The 24,032-nt window shown below is 40.3% G+C and carries 24 protein-coding genes and 1 pseudogene; 1 reads left to right on the top strand and 24 read right to left on the bottom strand.

Annotated elements, in window-relative coordinates; genetic code table 11:
* Positions 1–6 precede the first annotated feature (6 nt).
* From TX72_RS02210 to TX72_RS13020, 24 genes and pseudogenes are all read right to left on the bottom strand, one after another.
* Entirely contained in the window at positions 7–987 is a 981-nt protein-coding gene (locus tag TX72_RS02210; RefSeq protein WP_011127334.1) for an MraY family glycosyltransferase, read from the bottom strand.
* Between the two features lie 111 nt (positions 988–1,098).
* Complete coding sequence (locus TX72_RS13085) at positions 1,099–2,040, bottom strand: NAD-dependent epimerase/dehydratase family protein (protein WP_011127333.1); 942 nt, start codon at positions 2,038–2,040, stop codon at positions 1,099–1,101.
* 6 nt (positions 2,041–2,046) lie between these two features.
* On the bottom strand, positions 2,047–3,162 hold the full coding sequence (locus TX72_RS13455; protein ID WP_011127332.1) for a glycosyltransferase family 4 protein: 1,116 nt from the start codon (positions 3,160–3,162) through the stop codon (positions 2,047–2,049).
* A complete protein-coding gene (locus TX72_RS13765) occupies positions 3,155–4,417 on the bottom strand; it encodes a hypothetical protein (protein ID WP_011127331.1) in 1,263 nt (420 codons plus the stop codon). Before TX72_RS13765 ends, TX72_RS13455 begins: the two co-directional genes overlap by 8 nt.
* Positions 4,414–5,442, bottom strand: coding sequence for a glycosyltransferase (locus TX72_RS13450; RefSeq protein WP_011127330.1), 1,029 nt, complete (start codon positions 5,440–5,442; stop codon positions 4,414–4,416). Before TX72_RS13450 ends, TX72_RS13765 begins: the two co-directional genes overlap by 4 nt.
* Positions 5,429–6,205 carry a glycosyltransferase gene (locus TX72_RS13760; protein WP_011127329.1) on the bottom strand — a complete coding sequence of 259 codons (777 nt, stop codon included), beginning with the start codon at positions 6,203–6,205 and terminating at the stop codon, positions 5,429–5,431. Before TX72_RS13760 ends, TX72_RS13450 begins: the two co-directional genes overlap by 14 nt.
* Positions 6,202–7,086, bottom strand: coding sequence for a glycosyltransferase family 2 protein (locus TX72_RS13070; RefSeq protein WP_011127328.1), 885 nt, complete (start codon positions 7,084–7,086; stop codon positions 6,202–6,204). Before TX72_RS13070 ends, TX72_RS13760 begins: the two co-directional genes overlap by 4 nt.
* Positions 7,079–7,981, bottom strand: a complete 903-nt coding sequence (locus tag TX72_RS14960; RefSeq protein WP_011127327.1) for a glycosyltransferase family 2 protein — start codon at positions 7,979–7,981, stop codon at positions 7,079–7,081. The genes TX72_RS13070 and TX72_RS14960 overlap by 8 nt, the downstream gene beginning before the upstream one ends.
* A gap of 4 nt (positions 7,982–7,985) precedes the next feature.
* Positions 7,986–8,915 (bottom strand): hypothetical protein, encoded by a 930-nt coding sequence (locus TX72_RS13755; RefSeq protein ID WP_011127326.1) that lies wholly within the window; start codon positions 8,913–8,915, stop codon positions 7,986–7,988.
* Positions 8,912–9,274: an acyltransferase gene (locus TX72_RS14350; RefSeq protein ID WP_011127325.1), complete on the bottom strand. Its 363-nt coding sequence runs from the start codon at positions 9,272–9,274 to the stop codon at positions 8,912–8,914. The genes TX72_RS13755 and TX72_RS14350 overlap by 4 nt, the downstream gene beginning before the upstream one ends.
* Before the next feature lie 245 nt (positions 9,275–9,519).
* Positions 9,520–10,578: a nucleotidyltransferase family protein gene (locus tag TX72_RS02200; RefSeq protein WP_011127324.1), complete on the bottom strand. Its 1,059-nt coding sequence runs from the start codon at positions 10,576–10,578 to the stop codon at positions 9,520–9,522.
* A 393-nt stretch (positions 10,579–10,971) separates the two neighbouring features.
* Positions 10,972–11,184 (bottom strand): annotated as a pseudogene (locus TX72_RS14955) (methyltransferase domain-containing protein); the annotation flags it as partial.
* A 12-nt stretch (positions 11,185–11,196) separates the two neighbouring features.
* Complete coding sequence (locus TX72_RS13750; protein WP_148228749.1) at positions 11,197–11,379, bottom strand: hypothetical protein; 183 nt, start codon at positions 11,377–11,379, stop codon at positions 11,197–11,199.
* A gap of 334 nt (positions 11,380–11,713) precedes the next feature.
* Positions 11,714–12,886, bottom strand: a complete 1,173-nt coding sequence (neuC, locus tag TX72_RS02195; RefSeq protein WP_011127323.1) for a UDP-N-acetylglucosamine 2-epimerase — start codon at positions 12,884–12,886, stop codon at positions 11,714–11,716.
* Positions 12,883–13,893, bottom strand: coding sequence for an N-acetylneuraminate synthase (gene neuB / locus TX72_RS02190; protein ID WP_318655401.1), 1,011 nt, complete (start codon positions 13,891–13,893; stop codon positions 12,883–12,885). The genes neuC and neuB overlap by 4 nt, the downstream gene beginning before the upstream one ends.
* Positions 13,890–14,489, bottom strand: a complete 600-nt coding sequence (locus TX72_RS13050; protein ID WP_011127321.1) for an acetyltransferase — start codon at positions 14,487–14,489, stop codon at positions 13,890–13,892. Before TX72_RS13050 ends, neuB begins: the two co-directional genes overlap by 4 nt.
* Positions 14,486–15,697, bottom strand: a complete 1,212-nt coding sequence (locus tag TX72_RS02185; protein WP_011127320.1) for a LegC family aminotransferase — start codon at positions 15,695–15,697, stop codon at positions 14,486–14,488. Before TX72_RS02185 ends, TX72_RS13050 begins: the two co-directional genes overlap by 4 nt.
* A gap of 3 nt (positions 15,698–15,700) precedes the next feature.
* Positions 15,701–16,696 carry an NAD-dependent 4,6-dehydratase LegB gene (locus TX72_RS02180; RefSeq protein WP_011127319.1) on the bottom strand — a complete coding sequence of 332 codons (996 nt, stop codon included), beginning with the start codon at positions 16,694–16,696 and terminating at the stop codon, positions 15,701–15,703.
* Positions 16,693–17,394 (bottom strand): acylneuraminate cytidylyltransferase family protein, encoded by a 702-nt coding sequence (locus TX72_RS13045; protein ID WP_011127318.1) that lies wholly within the window; start codon positions 17,392–17,394, stop codon positions 16,693–16,695. Before TX72_RS13045 ends, TX72_RS02180 begins: the two co-directional genes overlap by 4 nt.
* Positions 17,388–18,368, bottom strand: a complete 981-nt coding sequence (locus TX72_RS13040; protein WP_071820827.1) for a Gfo/Idh/MocA family protein — start codon at positions 18,366–18,368, stop codon at positions 17,388–17,390. Before TX72_RS13040 ends, TX72_RS13045 begins: the two co-directional genes overlap by 7 nt.
* A gap of 209 nt (positions 18,369–18,577) precedes the next feature.
* Entirely contained in the window at positions 18,578–20,251 is a 1,674-nt protein-coding gene (locus TX72_RS13035; protein ID WP_083810616.1) for an HAD-IIIC family phosphatase, read from the bottom strand.
* Positions 20,248–20,985 carry a hypothetical protein gene (locus TX72_RS13745; protein WP_011127315.1) on the bottom strand — a complete coding sequence of 246 codons (738 nt, stop codon included), beginning with the start codon at positions 20,983–20,985 and terminating at the stop codon, positions 20,248–20,250. Before TX72_RS13745 ends, TX72_RS13035 begins: the two co-directional genes overlap by 4 nt.
* Before the next feature lie 338 nt (positions 20,986–21,323).
* The gene (locus TX72_RS13030) at positions 21,324–21,662 is read right to left on the bottom strand and encodes a MaoC/PaaZ C-terminal domain-containing protein (RefSeq protein WP_071820825.1); all 339 of its coding nucleotides are present in this window, start codon (positions 21,660–21,662) and stop codon (positions 21,324–21,326) included.
* Positions 21,663–21,960: 298 nt separating this feature from the next.
* The gene (locus TX72_RS13020) at positions 21,961–22,860 is read right to left on the bottom strand and encodes a class I SAM-dependent methyltransferase (protein ID WP_011127313.1); all 900 of its coding nucleotides are present in this window, start codon (positions 22,858–22,860) and stop codon (positions 21,961–21,963) included.
* Between the two features lie 144 nt (positions 22,861–23,004).
* On the opposite strand from TX72_RS13020, the gene TX72_RS02165 reads away from it, so the two are divergent.
* Complete coding sequence (locus TX72_RS02165; protein WP_011127312.1) at positions 23,005–23,988, top strand: polysaccharide deacetylase family protein; 984 nt, start codon at positions 23,005–23,007, stop codon at positions 23,986–23,988.
* The last annotated feature ends 44 nt before the right edge of the window (positions 23,989–24,032 follow it).

The following is a 24,032-nucleotide window of genomic DNA, read 5'->3' as shown; positions in this document are numbered from 1 at the left end:
CTGGTTTCAAGAGCGAGATGCCACAACAAAGGGAACAGCCACACGTTGATCCAACCAGATGCCCAACAACAACTCAAGGGCAGCCAAAATAATTACCCAAGGTAAGCCCCCGCACAGGAGAGCAATGGCAAGCACAGCGGTGGCTGCGATGTAGAAGCTGGAGACGCGGGCATGTGGCCAGCCTGCCTGATGCAAGCGCTGAAACAGATGCAAACGGTGAGGTTGAAACACCCGCTGCCCGTCCATCAGTCGCCGCAGTACGCAAAGGAAGGCATCGCCCATAAGCGGAGTAGCCACAAGCAGCAAGGCGAGCGCTTCAGACCAGGTAGATGACTGAAGCACAAGCAAAGAAAAAACGGCACCCAGAAAGGTGCTGCCCACATCGCCCATGAACACCTTGGCGGGGCTCCAATTCCAGAGCAGGAAGCCCAGCAAGGCACCCACCAAGGACCAAATGGGCGATGGAGCCGCAAGCTGGATGGCAGCCGAAGTGATGGTCAGAACCATACAACCAGCCACAAGGCCATCCAAGCCATCCATGAAGTTGGTGAAGTTGATTACTGCAGTTATGGCAATGAAAAAGAACAACGAAATGAGAGGAAGCACCCCAACAGAATTAGTCGCTAGAGGACTTAAAATGACAATGATCAATGCGGTGGCAAGCTGTACGCCATAACGCCAGGATGCCGGAAGGTTATGCCGATCATCTAGAAAACCAACACAAGCCAATGGCAACGAAACCAAGGGAGCAGCAATAAATTGCACTTGGGAGAGCTCGCTACCAGGCAATAAAAGAAACACAATAGCCGCAAAAGACGATACAAAAACAAAGGAAATACCGCCACCACGGGGCGTGGGAACAGAATGGCTACTGCGATTATTAGGCAAATCTACAGAACAACAAACAAGAAGCGGAACTAGGCGTCTCAATAAATAATAAGCAACAAAGAAGCCAGCAACAAAATAGCAAAAAAAACTAATAAACATAGAGTTATCGATGAAGCATAGGACAAAGCTGAGAGGCGAAGCAAATAAAAGGAGTCAGCAAGAAGAGCTAGGCGCTATTCAAATATATTATAACCATAAAATGGTAAATATTCAAGAATTAATCGAAAAGGAACGAGCTAGACCTTCAGACTGCGAAAAAGGCTGGACCCAGTTAAATTGATCAACTAATTTAGTAGTATCAACAAAAAGATCACATGAAAGCTTCTCGTAAAAACGAGAAAAGGGCCGAAAACGAGACAAGCTACTAACGAGAAGTGGAGGAAGGGGTAAAAACATAGATCTTGAATCACGAAGTTCACAAATAGTCGCAGACAAGCAAGCGCTAGAAATGATCTCGCTGTCAGAAATCAGAAAAGAGTGACCCGATGAATTGGAGTGCAAAGAGAGAAAATGTAAAGCGTCGAGAAGATTATCAAGATAGAGAAAACTCCTCATATTGAAAACACCTTTAAGAGGAAGAGGAAAACCAATATCAATTAACTGCTTTAAAAATGAAAGATTTCCGGGACAGCCTGGGCCATAGACAAGTGTCGGGCGTAGAATAACTAAATCCAGAGGAGAAGTGTAAGCAAACTCACGAAGTGAACATTCTGCGACGATCTTGCTAGCTGAATATATGTTCTCCGGCAAGTAAGGAGAAGTTTCAGTAAGTGGAACACTTGACGACGAGCCATGTACACCAACAGAACTGAGAAATATGTAACGTTTAAACATATACGACTCACAAACCTTAGCGAGTGTCACTGGAAGCCTTGAATTGACATCAAAGATCTGGGCCTCTGTATAACGAGAGCGAGACAAACCAACAATCTTATGTGCAATAGCAGAACAATTAACAAAAATATCAGGCTCGAAGTTTTTGACTTTGGTTGAACTTCCAGCAAGAAACTCAGAGTATGATATGGAGTTACCATCTATACACCTCGTTGAACGTGTAAGGCGGAGAACTCTGTCACCTAAAGACTCAATATAGCGGCAAAAGGCAGAACCAATAAAACCGGAAGAACCAGAAACGACAAACCCAAGAGACATAGGAAGCTATAGGGTGTCAAAAAAAGCAATAATTTTATCGTAATTAGCGGATGAAGATAATTCACGACAAAAGAAATCTACAGCAGATCGCGACATCAAAGAAAGCTTATCCTTTGACTGGGAAAGGTGCAACAAAAGATCCGCAAGGCAATCCGGAGTTGTATATTTTAAAACTTCACCACATTTGCCACTATCGGAAAGATAATCACATGAGCCAACGTTAGATGATACAAAAGGAAGACCCGACCTCAAAGCTTCGATTAAAGAAAATGGCATGGATTCCCAACGTGAAACAAGTACAAATAAATCAAAAAGATTATAATACAAATATGGAGAATCAACATGACCCAAGAAAAAAACTCTGTCTAGAAGTTGATATCTACCAGCTAATTTTTTTGCAACATCAATACTTTTACCATCACCGAAAAAACATACCGAGATAAAAGGCAAACTCTTAATAGACTCCACCAATACCGGTTGACTTTTCTGAGATTCGAACCTCGCAGTCATGCACAAGTTACAAGTAACTGATGAGGGAAGAATAATGTCGTGAGTAGCTAAGTACGAGGACAATGAAGTGAAAGGATAAACAAAGTCAGAACCTAATGGTGAAATAGAATTGTTTATAAGAATAGATTTAACTTTAGACTGAACAAATGGAAGATTATGAGCGTAGTAATAATCACAGGGAGCGATAAAAACAAGATTTCTTGCAACAAGAAAAAGAAGCCAATCGAAAAAAAGGTAAAAATAGTAAATAATACTATTTCGACGTACTCGTGAGGACAAAACACCATGAACTATATAGACATGCTTCTTTCGTAGCAGCAAAGAAACCAAAGAAACTAAAAAGCCAGCAAGGAATGAGGATGAAAAATGAATATCAGAATTTTTTGATAAGACAAGAGAACGAACAAAAATAGAGAGTGAATCAAAAAAGGTTATACGTTTATTAAAGCGAAGAGTCCTTGAAAAATTAATTGAAGAAGAAAGACTCCAAATGCCACGACAATAAAAACGAGAACTGTGACTAGTATCGACATAGTGCACAAAATCGTCAAAAAACTTTTGCGCACCGGCATATATGTTAGCCCTTGATATATAAAAATAGAGATCAATCATGGGCTTTTACAATAGATGAATTAACAGCCATTAAAAAGGACAGAGAAAACACCAAAAATGGAAAGTAGTAGTTATTAACAAAACTAAATCTAAAAATCATGGAGACGAATGACCATAAAGCAGTTAATAGAAGTAATCTGATACTAGAATCTTGACACAGAGAAATAAATTTAATTGTATGAAAAATAGATTTTACAATAAAAAAAATGGAAATTAATAGAAAAGGAATGCCAGCAAACCAAGCCAAATCAATTGGACTAGAAATCGAAGAGTCGACATTCACTGCAAAAACATCACCAGTTGCCCTATCAAGTGTAACCTCCCCTCCCAGTTGATTAACCTTCCAATTTGGTGCAATACCGGAACCAAAAGGATACTGCCAAATCTCGCCTAAAACGTATCTAACACGTGCAGCACGATTACCTGCTGACAGAATATCGCCAGTAGAAGTACCAGATATCAACGCCGAGAAATAACCTATATATCTAGAGGACAAACCAAGGAAATACAAAGTAAGTGGAAATGATATCAACAAAAAGACAGATGTTTTAGCCAATTTAAGTTTAAATAAAGAACTAGCACTTGTCGAAAAGTTTACTAAAGTCTTGGAAGAAAACTCAGGAAAAAGAAATATAAAGCTGCAGAGTAGGGAGCACAAAAAGGATGGAGCTGATCCGATTGTATTGAGTACAAGTAGCGGAACACCAAATGCAAAAAATTTAAAGAACGGACGATTAATTCGTCTATAAAAAAAGAAAGGTTGAAGGAAATTGAGTAAAACACCAAAGTGTCCCGGCTCCGTAAAGGAGCCAGCAAATCTATTTTGAGGGAACGAATTTGAGCCTAATCCAGAGAACCCGACTATATAAGGAGAGCTGAGTAGCTCAGAAGGTAAAAATATATCTATAAAAAGAATCAAGATTGCAATCAAAAAACAGTTAGACAAAATAATTACAACACGATGCAAAGAAAGCTTTCTAATGAGAAAGTTATAAACCGAAAAGTAAAAGAAAGGTGTAAACAAGGCGAGGAGATGTCCAAGAGGAATATATTTAGAACCTAAGAATGAAAGAAGTAAAGAATACAATGGTATAAGTAATAAGAATAAGGAAATAGTCTTATTATTGATCCTTGCGAAAGGCTTATGAAGCAAAGGAAGACAGCTCAAAAGCCACAAAGGAAGGTGACCAAAAGGGATGAATAAATACCCAAAAGGAATAGCATAAAGTGGAAGAATATAAAGGAGGTTTGTCATAACGAAAGTAATGCACTACAAAGGCTCGATACATATGACACATCGTCAAAAGGAGTTCTGAAAACTGGAGGTATTGATCGATTTGATAGGTAAGACACGAGTGGAATCAAGTCAGAATCAGAGAAGGAACCAGAACTGTAATCGAGGTTAAAAGATTGATTAGAGGTAGCAAAATTAGTACTATAATTATATAAATCTCTAACCATGCAAATACAACCAGCTCTTATGGCTTCAGACAACGTCATTGAATATCCTTCGTAATCCGAAAGCAATACAAATACCTTTGAATTAGTCAATAGTTGTAAAACCTCGACATTGGTTATGTTGAAGCTATAAGATACCGAAATATTAGCAAGAGATGCCAATTGATCACGAAAGGAAGAGACTTCATCGAATGGTGAAGATGCAAACACTATTGCAATGCTTAATTTATGCGATAAGCAACGAGACAATGAGATTAAGAAAGGGCGAACCAAGTCGAACCTTTTTTGGGGAGCAAATCTGCCAATAAAAATCAAATCAAATTTTCGACAGAAAAAAGGCTTTGGGGTAATAGTGTTGGGGAAAGGAAACTCATAAGGAATAACAAAGGATTTAATTTTTCGAAAAGATGAAATAAAAGAATTTGTTTTATTAGAATCTACAAAACAATATTTGGATTGAAATAAAACTAATAAAGAAAAGAGTTTGTCTCTCCAATGCGCGAATTTTGAATTGTGATAAAAAGGGATGACTTGAATATTAGGAAATAGTAGAAAGAATTGAGATACAAAATAAGATGGCCATAACGAAACTATGAGAATCAGACGATTTCCAGTTAACGCTTTAAGAAGAAAATCCCAAAGACTGTGATGATGTGAGAATGATATTGAGTCTGATTGTTTGTAATTTAAAAAAATTAAATTGTAATCAATTGAACGGTTTAGTTGTGAAAATGAAAGCTTTGCGGCAACTTCAACTCCACCATACTGGTTAGTTGGTATGAGATGATATACTGAAAGTGATTTAGAATTAACAGAGGACATGACGCTTTATTCTTTTAAAGAAGTTAAAAAGATAAAATCGTTTGGATAAAATCATAAAGTAAAAATACAGTTTCGTAAAATAGTTAATTTTTACAGAATGAAGGTATTCGATGAGACGCCATTCTCGCAAGTAGATTGGAACCGACTTGAAGGAATTACTCAATCCATCAAAGTTCTGATTAACTTGAACGAAGTGTAAATAAGATAAATTAAAATTTCGCTGACGAAGAAGTAAAAGCAAGAGATTCATGTCAGCAGCCAGCTGAAATCTCAAATCAATATAACTCGGTGGAAACCTAGGGAAAATAAGACCTGGTATCGGTACATCACATGATACAAACGAATAATGAGCTAAAGAAGAAACTTTAGGAGAGCGGACCAGAATATGCTTGTCATCTTTAATAAGAACTTTATCTCCATAATAGATGGTTGTAGTGGTATCTTTACCATCCGACTGAAGAAACGCAGAAATAAACAAAGGGTTTAAACAATCATCTATGCCAGCAAAGCAAACGTGAGTTGAAGTAATCTTAGCGAGACCTAGTTGCCAAGCTCCATATATTCCTGTAGATTCAGATTGTTGAAGGATATTTACCTTGGAGTGTTTAGATATGATGTCAAGAAATTCGGATGAACTTTTGAAATCTACAACAATAATATCCCCAAGCAAATGATCATAAGTACAAAGATTGACTAAAAATGAGGTTGCTTGATCCCCAGAACAAAATGCAGAAGGAACAATTAGTGAAAGATTACTAGTCATTTTGAGTTATAAGGTACAAACATCAAAAAATTACTCACTAAGCGAAGGGACAAACGCCTCACAATAAACATCAAGAAGTAAAACAGGTTAAAGTATAAAAGGAGCTGCCAATGGCCTTTCAAGATCTTTGAATATAATAAATCATCAAGAGATGTTTGGTAACAACGACAAAAATGATTAAAAAAATGGATGCCAAACTGATCGTTTAGAGTCCCCCGCCATAATTTAAGAGATTTTGATATATTCCTTTTTCTAGACGAATATGACTGTGTAATGCGACTTTGAGAGGGAACTGAAATTATATTAAATGGCAAACGGTTGACATAGACTGAAGGAGTTGCTTCTAAAAGAGAAATCCAAAGGTCATGATCAACTCCAGATTTTATTTGTTCAGAGTATCTGAGACTAGGCAGAAGCTTTTTTAAATTATAGACTTGCATGCCGACCGGTGGGGTGAGTCCCAGCAAAAATGCTGAGTGTAAAGTATCGACCAAATCAAATGGATAAGAAGAGTTATGATAAGGCTGACCATAAGTGAGAATAACTGAAGCAGAGTTCATATCCTTAATCTTATCTATTGATTCAAGATAGTTAGATGGCCATCGATCGTCATCATCAACAAAAGTCCAAAATGTGGAGGCAGTATTACTGATGCTAAGATTTCGAGCGGTTGACAAATTACCCGGGACAGGTGATTGGAAATATAGAACATTGTATGAATTTGCTATTAAACTATTGACATAAAGGTGGACAGAAGATGTTGAGTTATCTATTACGTGTATAAAATCAGAGGGTACTTTATTACTCAAAACAGAATTGATGCAATCGTCTAACAAATGTGAGCGATTAAAAGTTACGATGCAAACAGTGATGTCAATCATGAGGAAAACTGGTACAGCCGATTATAAGTCTATAAAACAATCTCAATTGCAAGCCAGCATAAAATAATACTGCAAAGGTAAAAATCTTGAAGCCCTTAATATATTGGTTACTATGAAAGTATATGGACATGAGCTGAACGTCTAAAAAGTTTCTTGTGTAGGGACGAAATGATAATTCATGTTTGAAACGATCCTTCCGATACTCAAGACTAGCAAGGGATTTCGTGAGACCACCCCGGGAAAAATTAGTTATACGTTGGTAAAGGGGTGAGTCACTATAATAAACCAGAAATTCCTGAGTTGGAATTACATGATAAAAGAAAGATAGCTTGCGAAGAAAATCAGAGTCGTTACCACGCATTAAACTGACTTCGAAGCCACTAACCTCATTAAGAACATATGACTTAATCATTATCGTCGATATATTGGGAATGCATTGACGGAGAAGCATTAAGTCAAAGATGTTACCGGATATATTAGGAGATATATGTGATGTGACATTGTTAGAGGCATCAAGAACATACGACCAACAATATGTAAATCCAATATAAAGGGGTGTTTTGGCTAAGATGCGAAGCTGTTTCTCAACCTTATCAGCAAGCCAAATATCATCATCGTCTAAAAAACAAATGAAATCACCGATTGAATGATTAAGGCCAGTGTTTCTTGCAAAAGAGACCCCCTTATTGACAGAGTGATTTATGAATTGAAGTCTACTATCGTCCCAAACAGAAAAGTCAGTATTAGAGTAACTGGATTCGGGATCATCGTTGACAACTACTATTTGAAGATTGGAATAGGTTTGATTCAGGACTGAGGATATAGATCTTCTAAGTAAATCAGGTCGTTTATATGTAGTTATGATGACAGTAACAAGGTGATTTAACGATGACATACGTTTAAGCTATTTTAAGAAGAAGAAATGAAGGAAAAAACCGGGAATTAATGGCATTCAATACCGATTTAGACAGAAAATAACGGTAAAGATATTTAAACCTTAATCGAACAACATCTTTATAAATATGAATATGGAGGACTTTTTTGAGAATAAAGAATAAGACTTGAGGGATTAAAGTAAATACTATATAGGTAAAAGATGCGCTTAAGGATCCAATCGAATATACTTTTAATTCTAAGCCTTCTGAAAGATTCAAAAACAAACGTCTTAGAATAAAAGGATTATAAATACGATAGCCATGCCATAAATAGACAAACAAGCAACACCACGAGGGTACAAAATGAAGCTGACATGAGCTAAAAGTTGCAATAAGATTAAGTTGCTTAATATCATCATAAACATGTTCTAAGACTGAAAAAGAAACAGACAAGTCGATATCGATTGATTCATTCTTCATATAATCAGGCGAGAAATCAGATGAACGATTAATAACAAGCCAGCCTGGAGATTTATTGAAGTTTAAACTGGGAAGATAGGGATCATAACCAATGTAGGTCACTTTTGTATTGTCGTCAGTGTTAAAAACATAAGTGTATGCTTTGTCAATGATCTCAAGAATGGATGAACCACCACAACCAAAATCGTAAACTTGAATATTAGATTTGGAGGAATTTCTAAATAGGGTAACAAATTCCCTAAACAGATACTCCTCGCACAAGAAACGAGAAGGACTTTTTGCTGAATCTAAACTATTAAAGAGAAAAGACTGTAAAGATGGCAAAGAGAAATTGAATAAATAACACGGAGAATTAATGAACTGTGGAAGAGAAATTATATTAGATAATAGATTAATATAAAACCAAGTGAGTCTTCCAACAAGACTAAGAGGATAGTCTGCTGATAACTTTTGAGAAGGGAGTGAGGATTTCATAGTGGTTTAGCTGGTATACCAGCAACAGTTGAAAAGCTCTCTACATCTTTAGTAACTACTGAACCAGCACCAATAATCGCGCCCTTTCCAATATGGACATTTGGCAAGACAATGACTCTCGATCCAATCCAAACATCGTCAGAAATAGTGACTGAAGAAGAAATCATAATATCAGAACGTGAAGAATCTGAATTTCGTTGGTATGTATGCGCAATAAGTATGAGACCACTTCCACAGAACACGTTTGAACCAATAATAATTTGTGAACCATCCATATTTCGAAATTGTGAGTTACCGTTTATTCTAGAGCCTTGTCCGATCTTAAGGTCAGAAAAGGCTCCGGTTACAACAAGATCCAAGGAAAGGGATGAATTCGTATGATGTGCATATCTGAATATACGATATCTTCGTATCATCAGCTTAAACACATTGTATAGCTCTCTAAATAGAAAAAGAAAAACCCCAAAGAAATCAATCATGAAAGGATTAGGGGAAACCAAAAATAATTAAAATAATTTGGGTATAAATTGGTGATGTATATGATTAACAGAATTAGAAACGCGATTTGATCGCATAAGACAAGAGTGGATAGAAAAACATTTAGCTAAGATTCTTTATTGGCAATATCATAGTCCTTAGGTCTGCCAATATCAAGCCACTGCTCATGGAGAGGATAAACCTGCAAATTTAAATTAATTTCTAAACCCATCCTAAAAAGATCGGGCATGTCACAGTAGCTGTTAGGAGTAAGGAGGTCAAGTAACTTATTGTCGAGAACATATAGCCCTGCATTAACCTGATAATAATGTGTAGGCTTTTCAATAATATTTGTGATATGGCTACCATTTGATTGAACAACGCCAAAAGGGTTTTGCCACTCTTGAGTACGCACAGCCATTAATCCATTGGATGTATTTCGCCTAAAATATATTAGCAAGTCTGAGTAAGAAATTCCTGAAAGAATATCTGCATTAGTAACTATAACAGGATTTTCTCTTGTCTTTGAATCCAGGCCACTGAGAGCACCCGCTGTACCCAAAGGTTTATCTTCATAAAGGTAACTAATATTCATGTCAAATTTGGATCCATCTTGAAAATAGCTAGTTATGCGTTCTGAAAGATAATTGACAGAGATAATAACATTCTTAAAACCATCTTCTCGTAACCGATCAAGAATATGTTCAAGCATTGGTTTTCCATGAACAGGTAGCATTGGTTTAGGAGTATTGGCAGTCAACGGCATCAACCGTTTACCTTTCCCTCCCGCCATAATGACAATGGTTTCGGGATTATATTTTTTGGGATTAAGTTGAGGAGCAATATAAAGACCTTCAAATCGGTTCTGATCATCAACGATGGGAAGATGAAAAACGTTTTGATTTTTCATTAAACCATTAATATCGTGCGGAATAGATCGAGACAAAATCACTTTAGGATCCGTATTCATAACTAATGAGACCGTATCGTCTAATCGAACACCACGAAGCAATGCCTTACGGACATCACTATCCGTAACAATACCTGCCACACGGCCATTGGCCTTTTGAACGAGGGCAATTTGGTAGCCACCTGCACTTAAGACTTTTAAAGCATCATTGAATGATAAATCTTCCGATATAAGGACCTTTGACCAATCAAAAACAGAGCAAGCAGATTGAGACATTGGTAAATTACGTACGAACGACTAAACGGAGAGATTGGGTTGGAAAGGCGTCAATTACTTCTGTACGAATAATTATACTTGGTTGAAGTAAATGGCGAATGCAATACGTGTCGATAAAGTATTAATAATTGACTTGGAATATAGTAGCACGTTTCCAGATTCTTCTTAAGCTTAATTGTTACTTTTGGGCTTTAAAAGATAAAGCGAGATAAGCTCCACCTTTTTTACTAAATTGACTTAAGCCGAATTTAAGCAATAAGATATTTAATGTGTACAGCAAGCATGCAGTGATATAATGAAAAGGACGGAGCTTAAGAGTGACCCGACTGGTATTTGGATAATAGGTATACAGCAGGTCAACACCACAAGCCAAACCGCCTTCACCAAGTTTAGTTATTTTACATTGTCAAAGCCAGTTTGACGTAATATTCTCTCGAGTGATGAATGAGTATATCTAAAGTAATCATCAGGAACAGCATGATAAGGGATAAGGAATGGAACACAACCCACTAAGATGCCATCAGGCTTGAGAATACGATAAACTTCCGGAAGAAAAAGATTATAGTTATAAACATGCTCAAGAATATTCATGGCAATCACACAATCTAAATAATCATCTCAAATCGGAAGCTTGTGTTCAAAATCAAGCTTGATTAGACCTTCGCCTTGAGGATTTGTGTCCGAAAAGGTTATTTGTAAGCAATTTATATCTATTTTGTCATAATAAGATGCCTTGTTTGATTTTGAGCCAACATCTAATATATTGCCAGAAAGAGGGAATGATCTGGCTTCAAGATCCATCAAGGTTCTTGTCAGAGTGTAGCCAGAAAGTAAAGATTTGAAAACCTCGAAATGGTGGCTAAATAAAGAAGTTTTCTTAAAAACGTGAGGTATTATGGGTTCAGTGAATCAATAGAAATTGCGAGACTTATGCGAGACAATAAAGAGGCACAAAGTAGTCGGACGCAACTTTATTCTACCCTGTGAATTGTGACAAAAGCACTCGGGTGGAAAATCAAATGCAAAGATAGAAATAGAAGATAATATTGGAGCCTGGTATACAATGAGAGTTCTAAGTCGTTAAAATATAAATAAAATAAGAGACGCTAAAAAATAAAATGTTTTAAAAGGCATTTCATAGGCAGCTAAAATCAAAAAAGCTTTTTTTTAGAAGATTGGTGAACTCTCGCTGCTCAATCACTTTAACAATAGCTTCGCTTGCGCCTCCATCTCCATATGGATTCTTCACCGTCGGCAAAGTGGACAAGAACGAAGGGGAGAATATGCGCTGAATGGATTCTGAGATTGACACATGATCAGCCGGACAATTAATCACACTCGCAGCGCAAAGACGACCTCGTTGGCGATCACCGATGTTTAAGGTACCTTTGCGAAAACTAGGTACTTCAGTAAGCCCACTAGAGGAGTTACCGATCACGCCATCCACATGCTTAATACAAGAGAGATATCTCAACTGACCAAGTGAGGTATAAGCGCGAGCCATAGGGTGCGATTCACAAAAAGCATTAATCTGCTTAAATAAATTGCGCCCGTCAGTATCAGCATTCGGCATGGTGAAAATCAGACCAATATCATCTAATTTCTCTAAAGCAGCCAATAGCTCTTCCATCTGATCAGCAGTAGAATCGCTCTCGAGAGTGACGGGATGAAACGTAATCAAAAGATTACGTTTCGACAACTTGAAATCAATCTCTTTCTCTAATTGAGTACGCGTCAAAAGTGTAAGTCTAAGGATATTGTCTATACCAAGACCGCCGACATTGTAAACAGTCTCAGGTTGTTCACCTAGCTGAATCACTCTTTTAAGATATTCTTCAGCCGCAACAAAATGAAGATTCGCCATCTTAGTAACCGAATGACGAATCGCATCATCAAAAGCGCCTTCGGTAAGCTCACCGCCATGAATATGAGCAATAGGTACACGTGCAATCAACGCGGCTGAAGCAGCGGCGAGAATCTCATAGCGGTCGCCAAGCACGACAAGCAGATCTGGCTGAAGCTCCGTGAGTGCATCCGCAAAACCAATCATGCCCAAACCGATTGACTTCGTGATACCAGTTGGAGTGTCGGAGCTAAGCAACATCTCAACCTTGCGGTCGATGCTGAACCCATCGGCTTCGATATCCTTCACCGTAAGACCGAACTCTGGGGATAGGTGCATACCGGTCACGATGAGCTGCAAGTCGAGCAACTCAGAATCCTTGATACCCTGCATCACCCAGCGCAGAAGACCATATTCGGCACGTGTACCTGTAACAACACCAATTTTGCGCCGGACGGTACTCATTCGATCATCTCATCCTCAGCAAAGTCTCTGGAAGCCTTTCGGCCGATCCAGGCATCCCAATGAATCGGAGAAATACCTGTGCCGGGGCGCTTGGCAGTTAGATTATTTTCACTAAATATCTCTCCAGCTCGAATCGGACAAGCTGCTACAAGCGATTTGCGTACCACCGGTAAGTTCGATTGCTCACTAGGCGTAGGACGCTTGATCCCATCACCCAGAGCCTGCTCAATTGTGCGAATACCTTGCACCATGGCAGCAAACTGATCGGGTTCAAGGCTGGCCTTGTGATCAGGTCCCGGCAGGGTGCGATTGAGGGTGAGATGCTTCTCGATCAATACTGCGCCCATCGCCACCGCAGCAATAGGAACTGAAATGCCACTGGTATGGTCGGAATAGCCCACAGCAACGTCGAAGGCTTGAGAGATCGAATTCATAGCTCGGAGGTTCACCTGCTCAACTGGTGCAGGGTATTCAGTAGTGCAGTGCAACACGGTGATCATGCTGCGGAATGTACCAGCCTGTTCCAGCACCGAAAGAGCGGCTTCAATCTCGCCAAGATTAGCCATACCGGTTGAAAGTATGACAGGCTGGCCCTGTCGACCGATCTTACGCAAATAAGGAAGATTGGTGATTTCCCCCGAGGGCACCTTCCAACGTTTGGGCTTCAGGGTTGCCAGTAGCCCGATACTTGAAATGTCAAAAGCAGTAGAAAGAAATTCAATATTTTTCTGCATGCAATATTCAATCAATTCAACATGGTGCTCTGGATGAAGTTCAAGGCGCTTCAACATCGCTAATTGGCCCTCAGAGCTATCGAGGGCCTTCTGCTGGTAAGCCGCCTGCTCTGCATGCTGAGTAGCCAGTTGACTCGCTTGAAAGGTCTGGAACTTCACGACATCAGCGCCAGCATCTCTAGCAACATCGATAAGGCTCTTTGCTAGCTGCAAATCACCATTGTGATTCACACCTGCTTCAGCAATCACAAGGGTCTTTTGCATTGTTTTCATTGATCCCTTAAAGGCCAACCCATAACGCGTTTACCGGCCCCAATCACCGATAGGGGAGGCAAAATCAGCCCTTCTCGAATAATGGCACCACTGCCAATGAAGCTTTCGGATCCAATCTGTACTCCTCCATTAACCAAAACTCCGGTGCTTATATGACAGTGATGACCTATTTGCACATCGTGTTCAACCAATGCGCGACTATTAATGATGCAATGATCACCGATAACCGCGCCTGCATTCACGATCACACCATGGCCCAAGGTAGTTCCAAGGCCAAGCTGCACATGACTGCTAACCACCGCATGGGGTGATATCAAAACAGGGAATTGAAAACCAAACTGATCAAGCTGTTCGGCAAGGCGAACACGTGGAGCAGCATCTGGTACCTGACCGATCGCCAACACCGCAGCCGAGCATTTCTCACGCAGCGATGGTAAGTCGTCATCACAGCCAATCACCGGGTAACCGAGAACTCGACGACCAACCTGCTCTGGCAATCCCACCAACCCATATATCTGCCACTCCGAAGACGATTCAATCAGCTCAATGAGTGATCGAGCATGGCCACCGCAACCAATCAGCAGAAGCTGCTTCATGCCGCACATCCGTCCAGGAGCTGAGGGCTACTTGGCAGGTTGACGAGACGCGGTGCCAGGTTCTCGGACACAACAAGTGATCCTGCAGGGCAAGCCTCGTAAATGGGGAGCTGATGCAATGGGGTCCAGATTGGGCGCAGCAACAGACCTACTGAGTGTGCACGTTCGAGTAGCTGCAACCGCTCAGCTTGTACAGCTCGTGGATCTTCTGCCGTAAAGCGTAAGCTCACCAACCAATGGTTACTGATGCAATCTGTTGGTTCGGCCACCAACTCCACACCCTCCAAATCAGCAAAGGCATCTGCATAGCGCTGAGCAAGCTGACGTTTGGCATCAAGCCGACGATCCAAATCCTCTAGCTGGGCTACACCAAGTGCGGCATTGAGGTTGGGCAGTCGGTCATTCCAGCCGATGGCGTCGTGGTCAAAAGCCCAAGGGTGAGGCTGCTTTGCGGTAGTGGACAAGTGACGTGCACGCTTGGCTAAGTCGGCGTCATTGGTGAGCAGAGCACCACCACCTCCAGTTGTAATCAACTTGTTTCCGTTGAAGCTGAGTGTGCCCACCGCCCCAAAGAGACCGCAATGAGTGCTTCCTCGCCAGCTCGCGAGGGCTTCAGCAGCATCTTCAACCAGTGGTAGCCCCCAGGAGTCAGACACTGCCAGGAGCTGATCTACCTCAGCCGGGTGGCCGAACACATGCACAGGCAACACCGCAGCTATACGACGCCCTGTTTCTCTATTCACCAGAATGTCTTCGCGTCGCTCCGCAATGGTCTCCAGACGAGCAGCCAAGGAAATGGGACACATCCCTAGCGCGTTAGGCGCGACGTCAACAAAATGAGGAAAAGCCCCCAGATGAGCAACGGCATTGGCCGTAGCAACAAAACTCAACGGAGGTAACAACACTTCATCGCTGTAACCAACCCCCACCAGATGCAGAGCCAAGCGCAGCGCGACAGTGCCATTGCTGACAACCACCGCATGGCTTGCACCAGTAAAGGTGCACAGCTCTTCCTCAAAACGACTCACCCAGCTGCCTGCTGTGCTCACCCAGCCGGAATCAAGGCACTCCTTAACGTAGGCCCAGGCCTGGGTGCCAGTAAAATCAGGTTCATGCAAGCTGATGGGATGCTCCTTTGAGCTGGGACCCACCACCTGTTGAATGGCCTCAAGAACAGAATCCACGTTGGCAGCTCCAAGAGTTGTCATGTCTCAGACCGCATAAGTGCCAGGGCGATAACGCGCAAGGTTGGCAGGATCACTGAACCATTCTGCGGTTTGAGCCAAACCACGTCGAAAGCCATCGAGGCCGCCATAAACCGGCTTCCATCCAGTGAGCTGACGCAAGAGGGTGTTATCACCAAACAAACGATTCACCTCTGAACCCTCCGGCCGCATTCTCTGTTCATCCGTCAAGATCTCTAGCTGAACATTCATCACCTCACCGATCAACGAAGCCGTATCCCCAATTGAAATCTCAAAGTTGCTGGCAGCATTCACAACCTGACCAAGTGCAGGATCACAATCAGCGATGGCCTGAAAGGCAGCACAGGTATCAGCAACAAAGTTGAAATCACGCGTTGGCGAGAGAGCCCCTAAACGGATTTGACGCTGGCCAGCGGCGACTTGCGTGATGATCGTCGGGATAACAGCACGGGCACTCTGACGTGGGCCGTAGGTATTGAACGGTCGTAAAACTGAAACAGGTGTTTGAAAACTACGCCAATAGCTCAGTGCTATCTGATCGGCACCGATCTTGCTGGCGGCATAGGGCGACTGACCAACCTGCGGATGCTCTTCTGTAATCGGTACAAACTGGGCAGAGCCGTAGGTTTCAGAAGTTGAGGTATGAACAACGCGGCTAACACCCAAATCACGGGCAGCCTGGACAACATTCAAGGTGCCATGAATGTTGGTATCCACATAGCTAGCGGGGGCAAGATAACTGTAAGGAATAGCAATCAAGGCTGCCAGGTGGAAAACCTGATCACAGCCGGTCATTGCTTCTCTGACAAAGAGAGGATCACGGATATCACCCAGAACAACCTCTAGCTCAGCCTTGACGGATTCCGGCAAAGTATCCAACCAGCCCCAACTACCGTTGGAGTTATAAAGACAAAAAGCACGCACATGATGTCCAGAAACTAATAATGCCTCAACAAGGTGAGAACCGATAAAACCATCAGCACCAGTGACAAGTACGTTCATCGATTAAGCTCCTGCTGTTGTTGACGCATGAGCAATTCAACCAGTTGAAAATCTATTAGCTCATCGATATCAACAGAACGAACTCGCGGCATCACATGTAACCTCGCTCTTCCCTGCCATAGCCCGAGGGCGAGAGAATGATAATGCCAACAATAAATCGAAGCATTCATAGCGTAAACACGGGGGGCTTGCTGACGAGATGTAACATCAGCAGGAAGGGTCTTGACGACTTGAACACAACCGTGATCTCCGCTCAGCTCTACCATGTTGAAATAAGGATTTTTCTCAGCTTCATAGCCTGTGATTACAACATCGGTGTTCGCATCAAGAAGATCCAAACAAGCGGAAATATCAGAAGCGTTGCGGAGAGGCGACGTTGGATCAAGATCAACTATACGTGATACAGGACCAACATGTTCAGCAACCCAATCTACCAGGTGTTCTATCACTGGATGCTTCGGTGCAGAATGACCTGACAACTCGCTTGGACGAATAAATGGTACCTCTGCACCAGCGGAACGAGCCACAGCGGCAATGTCGACTGAGTCAGTTGAAACAAAGACGCGATCGATCTCAAGATGGGAAATAGCCTGCTGAATGGTGTGAACAATCAATGGCTGTCCAAGCAACGGGCGTATGTTTTTGCCCGGAACACCTTGGGAGCCTCCACGAGCACAAATGGTTGCAATCGTCAACATTGGACTAATGCCATTCGTTTAAGACCAACTGTAATTGCTGAAACAGCAAGGCCCTCAGACAGAGGGTGAACTTGCTGCTGTTGCGTCAGCAAGCTCTCGACGAATGCCTTCATTGCAGAGTAGTAAGTAGAAGAAACATCAAAGCCACTATCGCCAGAATCTAAAATTTGACTTCTATCAGCAGTATGAAGAGACAGGACTTTTGCAGACAAGTCCCAAACCAAGGTGCCAGTTTCACCCACAAACTGATAACGACGCAGGGGAGATCGAGAGACATAGTCTAGGCCAATCTGGACAAGTGCACCACTATGAGCCCGCAAAAGGGCTGTTGCAACTGACTCTGACTTTATCTCAAGACGCGGAACATTCTCGACAGCACAAGCCAAAGGGGTTAATTCACCAAGAATCCAATAAGCGGCATCAATTTCATGAATCAGGTCAAACAATACCCCCCCTCCCCGAGCGGGATCAGCACTATAGCTTTCACGATGATCTTGCTGGGGTCGCCAATCGGGTAGCCACTGACCAGCATCAAAGGAAGCCCTCACCACTCGTCCTATGACACCAGCACAAATAAGTTGCTTAAGCCGCTGCAGGGAAGGTAGAAACCTAAGGTTACAGCCAACCTGGGTAACTGGCACCTTACTGGCAGCAGAAAGACATTGCTGTAGAGACTCTATTTGCAACAAGCTTATTGCCACTGGTTTCTCTATATACATTGGCAACCCAAACTGTAAGGCACTTAACACAAACTCAGCGTGAAGAGACGAAGGATTGGCGATAATCAAAGCATCAAGAGGGATATCCAAAGCTGCTTGCAGATTAGGGACCAATTCAGCCTTTAGAGACTCAGCGAAGACATCATTGCGAACACAATCACGAACAAAAACCCAACTAATATCAGGGATTAAAAGCATTAGTTGCTCAACATGGCGACGTCCAATAGAACCCGTGCCAGCAATAGCAATCCTCATAAAAAACTACGAGTAAGATATACAAACACCAAAAGTCGAATGTGAAATCATACAGGCAAAAGAATCAACAACAACATGAGGAGAATACTCTTAGACGAATATGGACAGATGATATAAAATCAAAACACAGGAGAAAATAGTTCACCACAGGCTACGAGTTACAAGCAACAAAGAAAGCAAAAAGAAACGTAAATCGCTAGACTTAAGGATCAAGGCACCAAATCTTGAGATAAATTCATGGAGAATAAACATTCATTACGTGCAAACAAGGCCGCATCTGCAGTAAACATATTTCCATCTAAGTTAAATTGAAGTTCAGCAAAGATATCTGGAAGAATTTTATTTTTCGGTGACTCTATATAGATAAGTTTAAAATAGTCGGGGTGAAAGCGGCTTTGCAGATCAAAGAATATTGCAGATTCGACTTTTCTACCCATAGCTCGACAAGACATCACAAAAGAAATGATACTGAATGGACAAGGTTGAATCTGCACAATCGCAATAATACCGTAATCGCCAACAGAATCTGAAAGACGATATGCAAGAAAAACGTGACCTTGAGCAGAAAAATTATCGAACTGCTCTTTAGTGATACGGGAGGTAGAAACATTAAATTGATTTGTTTTATTAATAAGTTGAATTGCACGGGTAATATCTGAAGGGTCTGATACAACAAAAGAATGTAAACACAATTGAAGTTTATTGTTAATCTCAGACTTCGTCAGATGCCGGTCGACTAGTAAGTTTCTCTTTGAGTTTTCCAGATAAAATTTATTTCTATTCTCATCCTCAGCGGTTGAAGAGGTCAATCTAACGCAAGAATTGAATAAAAGCTGTTGAACAATATCACAAGAAAAGTCCAAGACAGGGGCTTCAATCTCGGATGAATAGATGTTCATCTCTTCACGCTCTAGAGATGAATCATCAAGAAAAATAATGCCAGAGTTGGTTAGGTTTAGTTCTCCAAGACAATTGAAGATATAAGAGTATTTACTGTCCCAGCCTGAGTATATTTTATAAAAAGAAGACGTACTCAAAGGAAAGTCAGTACGAATATCAAAAACATTATTTACCACAGATGGATAATTTTTAGTAACACCAATAAGAACAATTCCTTTGCGAACGGCTTCCAATAGAAAATGTTGGAAGCGAAAATAGTTATCGGGCAATTTAATATTTTCAACACCATCTTCTGCGATAGTACCCTGCCAAAGAGTATTATCAAAGTCAACAGCTATCAGCTTTGTTATAGGTAAAATTCGATTTAAAACCTCCATAGAAATACGAAGGGCAACAGAACCAACGTAAAAAGGATCTATTGCAATGGAGCTAGTTCTTAGAAAACTGTTAGTCATAGGCTTAGACCCGTTAATAAAGATATCATCAATAACAATTGGAACTATCCCACATTTAATCGAGTAATGGTAAAGCTTTGGACGAAACACAAAGTTCCAATCAAAAGAAGATGTGAAAATCGATACAGGTTCAGAATCCAATTCGGGCAAAACAAAATAAACATGCTGAAATGCAAAGGAACTAAAGAAGTTAAGCCTTGAAACTATATAGTCGTGTATACAAGAAGGATCAGAAGAACCCTCTAAAAAAGGGGAAGATTTGAGAAGATCTAAACTAAGAGTAATAACAAGGATGTCTGAAAGATTGCTGGGGTCTGGAGTATAAGTAAAGAAGTCATCAAAATAAGATTCATCAATAAAAAAATGAGCTCGCAAATCGAACGATAAGTGACCAGCCAAAGCCCATTCAAGATATTGAATAGAATAATTAGACACAAAACGGATGCGTCTAGAAGAAGAATCTAGAGTCTGATTATCCCGAATAGAACGGAATGCAGAAATTTCTGAAAGTGAGTAATCTATTTTCATGAAAAAATACTCTGATTAGGTCGATCTTGATCGCCATCACCACGCATGTTAATCATGGTAGGGCAAGAGCAAATGTTTGGATCTACATAATACTCACAATTAAGCTTAGGGCGTGTAAAGTCAAGAGGGTCAATTAGATTTGGAAAAATTGAGTCAACATCACATAAAAAACCAACATTCAAGAGGGCTTGAGACAAAAATAAATTATTGGTAAAGCAATCAATATAACTCACATCCATACTCTGAAGGTGAAGAACTAGATCGTAAATAAGGCAACCAGCAAAAATATTGATTGAGGTGTGGTCTGGAATATAATCACAGTCGACAACACGACAAAGCGAAGCTCCATTAAAATCTACAAGACGCCACACAAGATAGAAGATAACCTTTTCATCGACATTTGTAATAAAACTGACCTGATAATCAAAGAAAGGATGGTCAATATACCTCCACTTAATATAATCACGCGATTTGAATGTTTCTAAGATTATATTGGATTTATGCTTAGGCTTGAGGCTTGGAGAAAATGAAAAACGAGTAGATCCAACAGAAGTATGATTACAAAAAGGCTTTAAATTGCTGTAGTTCTTAATATCAAGAAGGGGGGTTTTGCTGGCGTAAGATGGCTCCCAGTTAAAAAGATTACCAACAGAATTTGGATCGAGAATGAAAGTATAATTATATATCTTATCTACAGTTTTATAGCCAAGAGCCTTAGCTATTGGTAAATTCATGTTTGATGCGCCTAGGCCACATACTACACGAATTAGTATCCACTAGTTCTTTCATTAATAGAGCTCCAATACCGTTTCTATATTGTGGCAGAGTGAACCACATAGCAGTCCATAATCCCGGTACTATTCGTGAATCAATTAAAAAATCGCAGGCATAAAATCCCAGTATTGATACCAACGCATCACTTTCAGTAGCAATATAAAATGACATCTTAGAATTAATTTCAGATCTTATATAAAACCAATTAAAAAGTTCGTCGGACAACAGAGGATGGCACTTATGGTGCGTCGAGGAAATAAAGCTCTGGATAAGAGTTTTGTACTGAATAGACGGGAACTTAAGTAACTTCACAATTCAATCGCTTGCAAGTAAAAGAAACATCAACCAAAACAAGAGTATCGTGACTAATTGAACCTTTTAGCTTGGATACACCGAGCGATTCGTTGAAAAAAATCTCATTAAGCTCGTACAATAGCTCATCATTTGTATAAACTGGATGGCGAAATTTAGATGATGCCTCTAGAATCACAAAGTAATCACCGGGATATTCCATACCTAGATGCCGAGAAAATGGCATTAGCGTCATTACTCCATGGCAGATACGACGAGAAAAGCCATAATTTTGAGCTACAGCATCAGAAACATGAAAATATGCACAATCTGTGCTTAACTGCACAAAAGAATTAAGTCAAAGTCGGTGAATACATGCTGCCACTTAAAATTTCTCATATTTTGGGAAGCATTAAGTCTATAAACTCTCCAAAATTTTGGAGTGAGACAAGCTCATCAGCCGTAAATGTAATATCAAAGAGTTCTTGACATTTAACAATCAGTAGAATGTGGTTAAGCGAATCCCATGATTCAACATCATTTGCACTAAGCGATCTTGTCAGTACTAGATCAGGAGCACCCAATATCTCGCGATAGTGAGGCTGCAGGAAGGAGATCAATTCGTTCTCAGTCATAACAGTCAATCAGGAAGGCTTGCACACAAGCGCACCGTAGTTTACTGGAACGACCTCACCGATGGTTCGAGCCTCATAAGCTTCGTCACAGGTATCATGACGAATTTCAAATCCAGCCTTGATTAATTGATGTCTAACATCTTCGCAGGACCTATACAAATAAATATGGTCAGCATTTGGTGCATTAACAGCAGCTGAGATAAGTCCAAGCCCGCCAGGCTTCAAAGATTTGTAGAGCGATTCAAGCATTTTCATAGGATCTTCAAGATGTTCAAGTACCTCAATACTAAGTATGAAATCAGCAGTAGATTGAAAATATTGGTTGAAATGATAATAATCACATAAGCAAAAGGAATATTTATCGACTGTACCGAACTTACTTAGAGTAGATCGAGTATATGAAAGTGAATGAGGGCTCATATCACAACCAATACCAGTCATTTGGGAATCACGTAAAAGATTACGTGAATAAAAACCAGTACCGACTCCAACATCAATGAATAGTCCAGACTTAGGTAACACTGGGACAACTATTGATTTATAGAATTGATACATAGCATAATGATGCTTCCATAAATAGTGAGAAAGCAGGATTCCAGGAAGATATAAGGAATGCATATACGACTCAGATTGGTAGACTTCTGAGGCACATTCGGCGTAAGTCTTATTATCATAGTCCTTAGTCTTTTGAAACTTTGCAGTCAAAAGAAGAGAATCCATAGCAAATTTGGCATATCCATCTGCGGCGGTTCGCAACTCCTCGATAGTTCCAAAATGTTTGATTAATTCACCATCAAATTCCTGGGACCAAGAATCACCTAGAAGCTGTTGTTGACGCGGAATATTTGCTGAAAGAAATGGATACTTTGAAGCAAAGTAAGACTGGAGCTCTGAAACAAAATTGTTCATAATAAATCAGAGTGTGTTGCAAGAGAAATGGTGGCTCGGAGATAAATTAACGAAAGTCAATTAAGATGTATTTAACATCTGATTTCAAATGGGTAGACCATGAGGGTAAAAGAAATATGGTAAAATAAATAAAACGCATTACGCATGTCAATCTCCTTTATTACATACCACTACATCAGAAATAGCAATCATAGCACATTCAAACCATACGCAAGAACAGTGGAAGAATTTATAATGCAAGTTGAATACTTAAACAAAAATTTTGACATTATAGATCCTAATGATATCGAAAAGGTGCAAGATTGCCTAAAATCCAACAAGAACAAAGGTGTAATATTTACATTCGACGATGGATACAAAGATCATGTTGTAGCATCTCAGATTTTAAAATGCTACGGAGTAAGGGGATTATTTTTCATCCCAGGCAAGGTCATTGAAGGAAAAGAATTAGAAGTCAATAGAATTCATCTATTAACTTATAGCGGTATAAGTTGTGAAAAATTACTATCAAGGCTTGAGACAACAATCAGGAAAGAGAAAATGAAAATAAGGACACAGGATAAAGCATGCAAAGAGTATGTGTCAATAGAAAATTACATCCAAGAATTAATCAACGACAATGGTTTTGACAATGGGTACACACTAGCAATCAAAAGATTGCTGCAAAGAGACATTACGGATTCAACGGAAAGGGCATATGCAATCAATGAGTTATTTAACAAACTTGGCGATGAGTTAGATCTTCATGAAATGAAAACTTTATACATGAAGAACACAGATATAGAAAAACTATCTGTCGATGGGCATGCAATGGGCCCTCACGGATACAATCACGTGTGGTTAGGTACCCAAAACGAAAAGATTCAAAGTCAAGATATAGAACTATCAATCAAAGCACTAGAAAATGTGATTAGGGAATATATTGTCAGGGATTGGTATTCATATCCTTACGGAAGTTTTGATGAAGAGACAATCAGATTAATGCAAGAGAATAAAATCACGTTTGGACTAACAACAGATTGGGGTGAAGCACATATGGATCAAGGAAGATATCGGTTAAAAAGGTGGGACACAAATGATTGGTGGAATAACGAAAAAAAGATGCCAAAAAATCCATTGGCTAAATAGAGCAAAATTAATTTTTTATAAATCACGAACTATATATATTTCTT

It is taken from the genome of Parasynechococcus marenigrum WH 8102, assembly GCF_000195975.1.
GTDB lineage: Bacteria > Cyanobacteriota > Cyanobacteriia > PCC-6307 > Cyanobiaceae > Parasynechococcus > Parasynechococcus marisnigri.
Note: the sequence above shows the minus strand (reverse complement) of the source record. Positions and strands in the feature narration are given on the sequence as shown.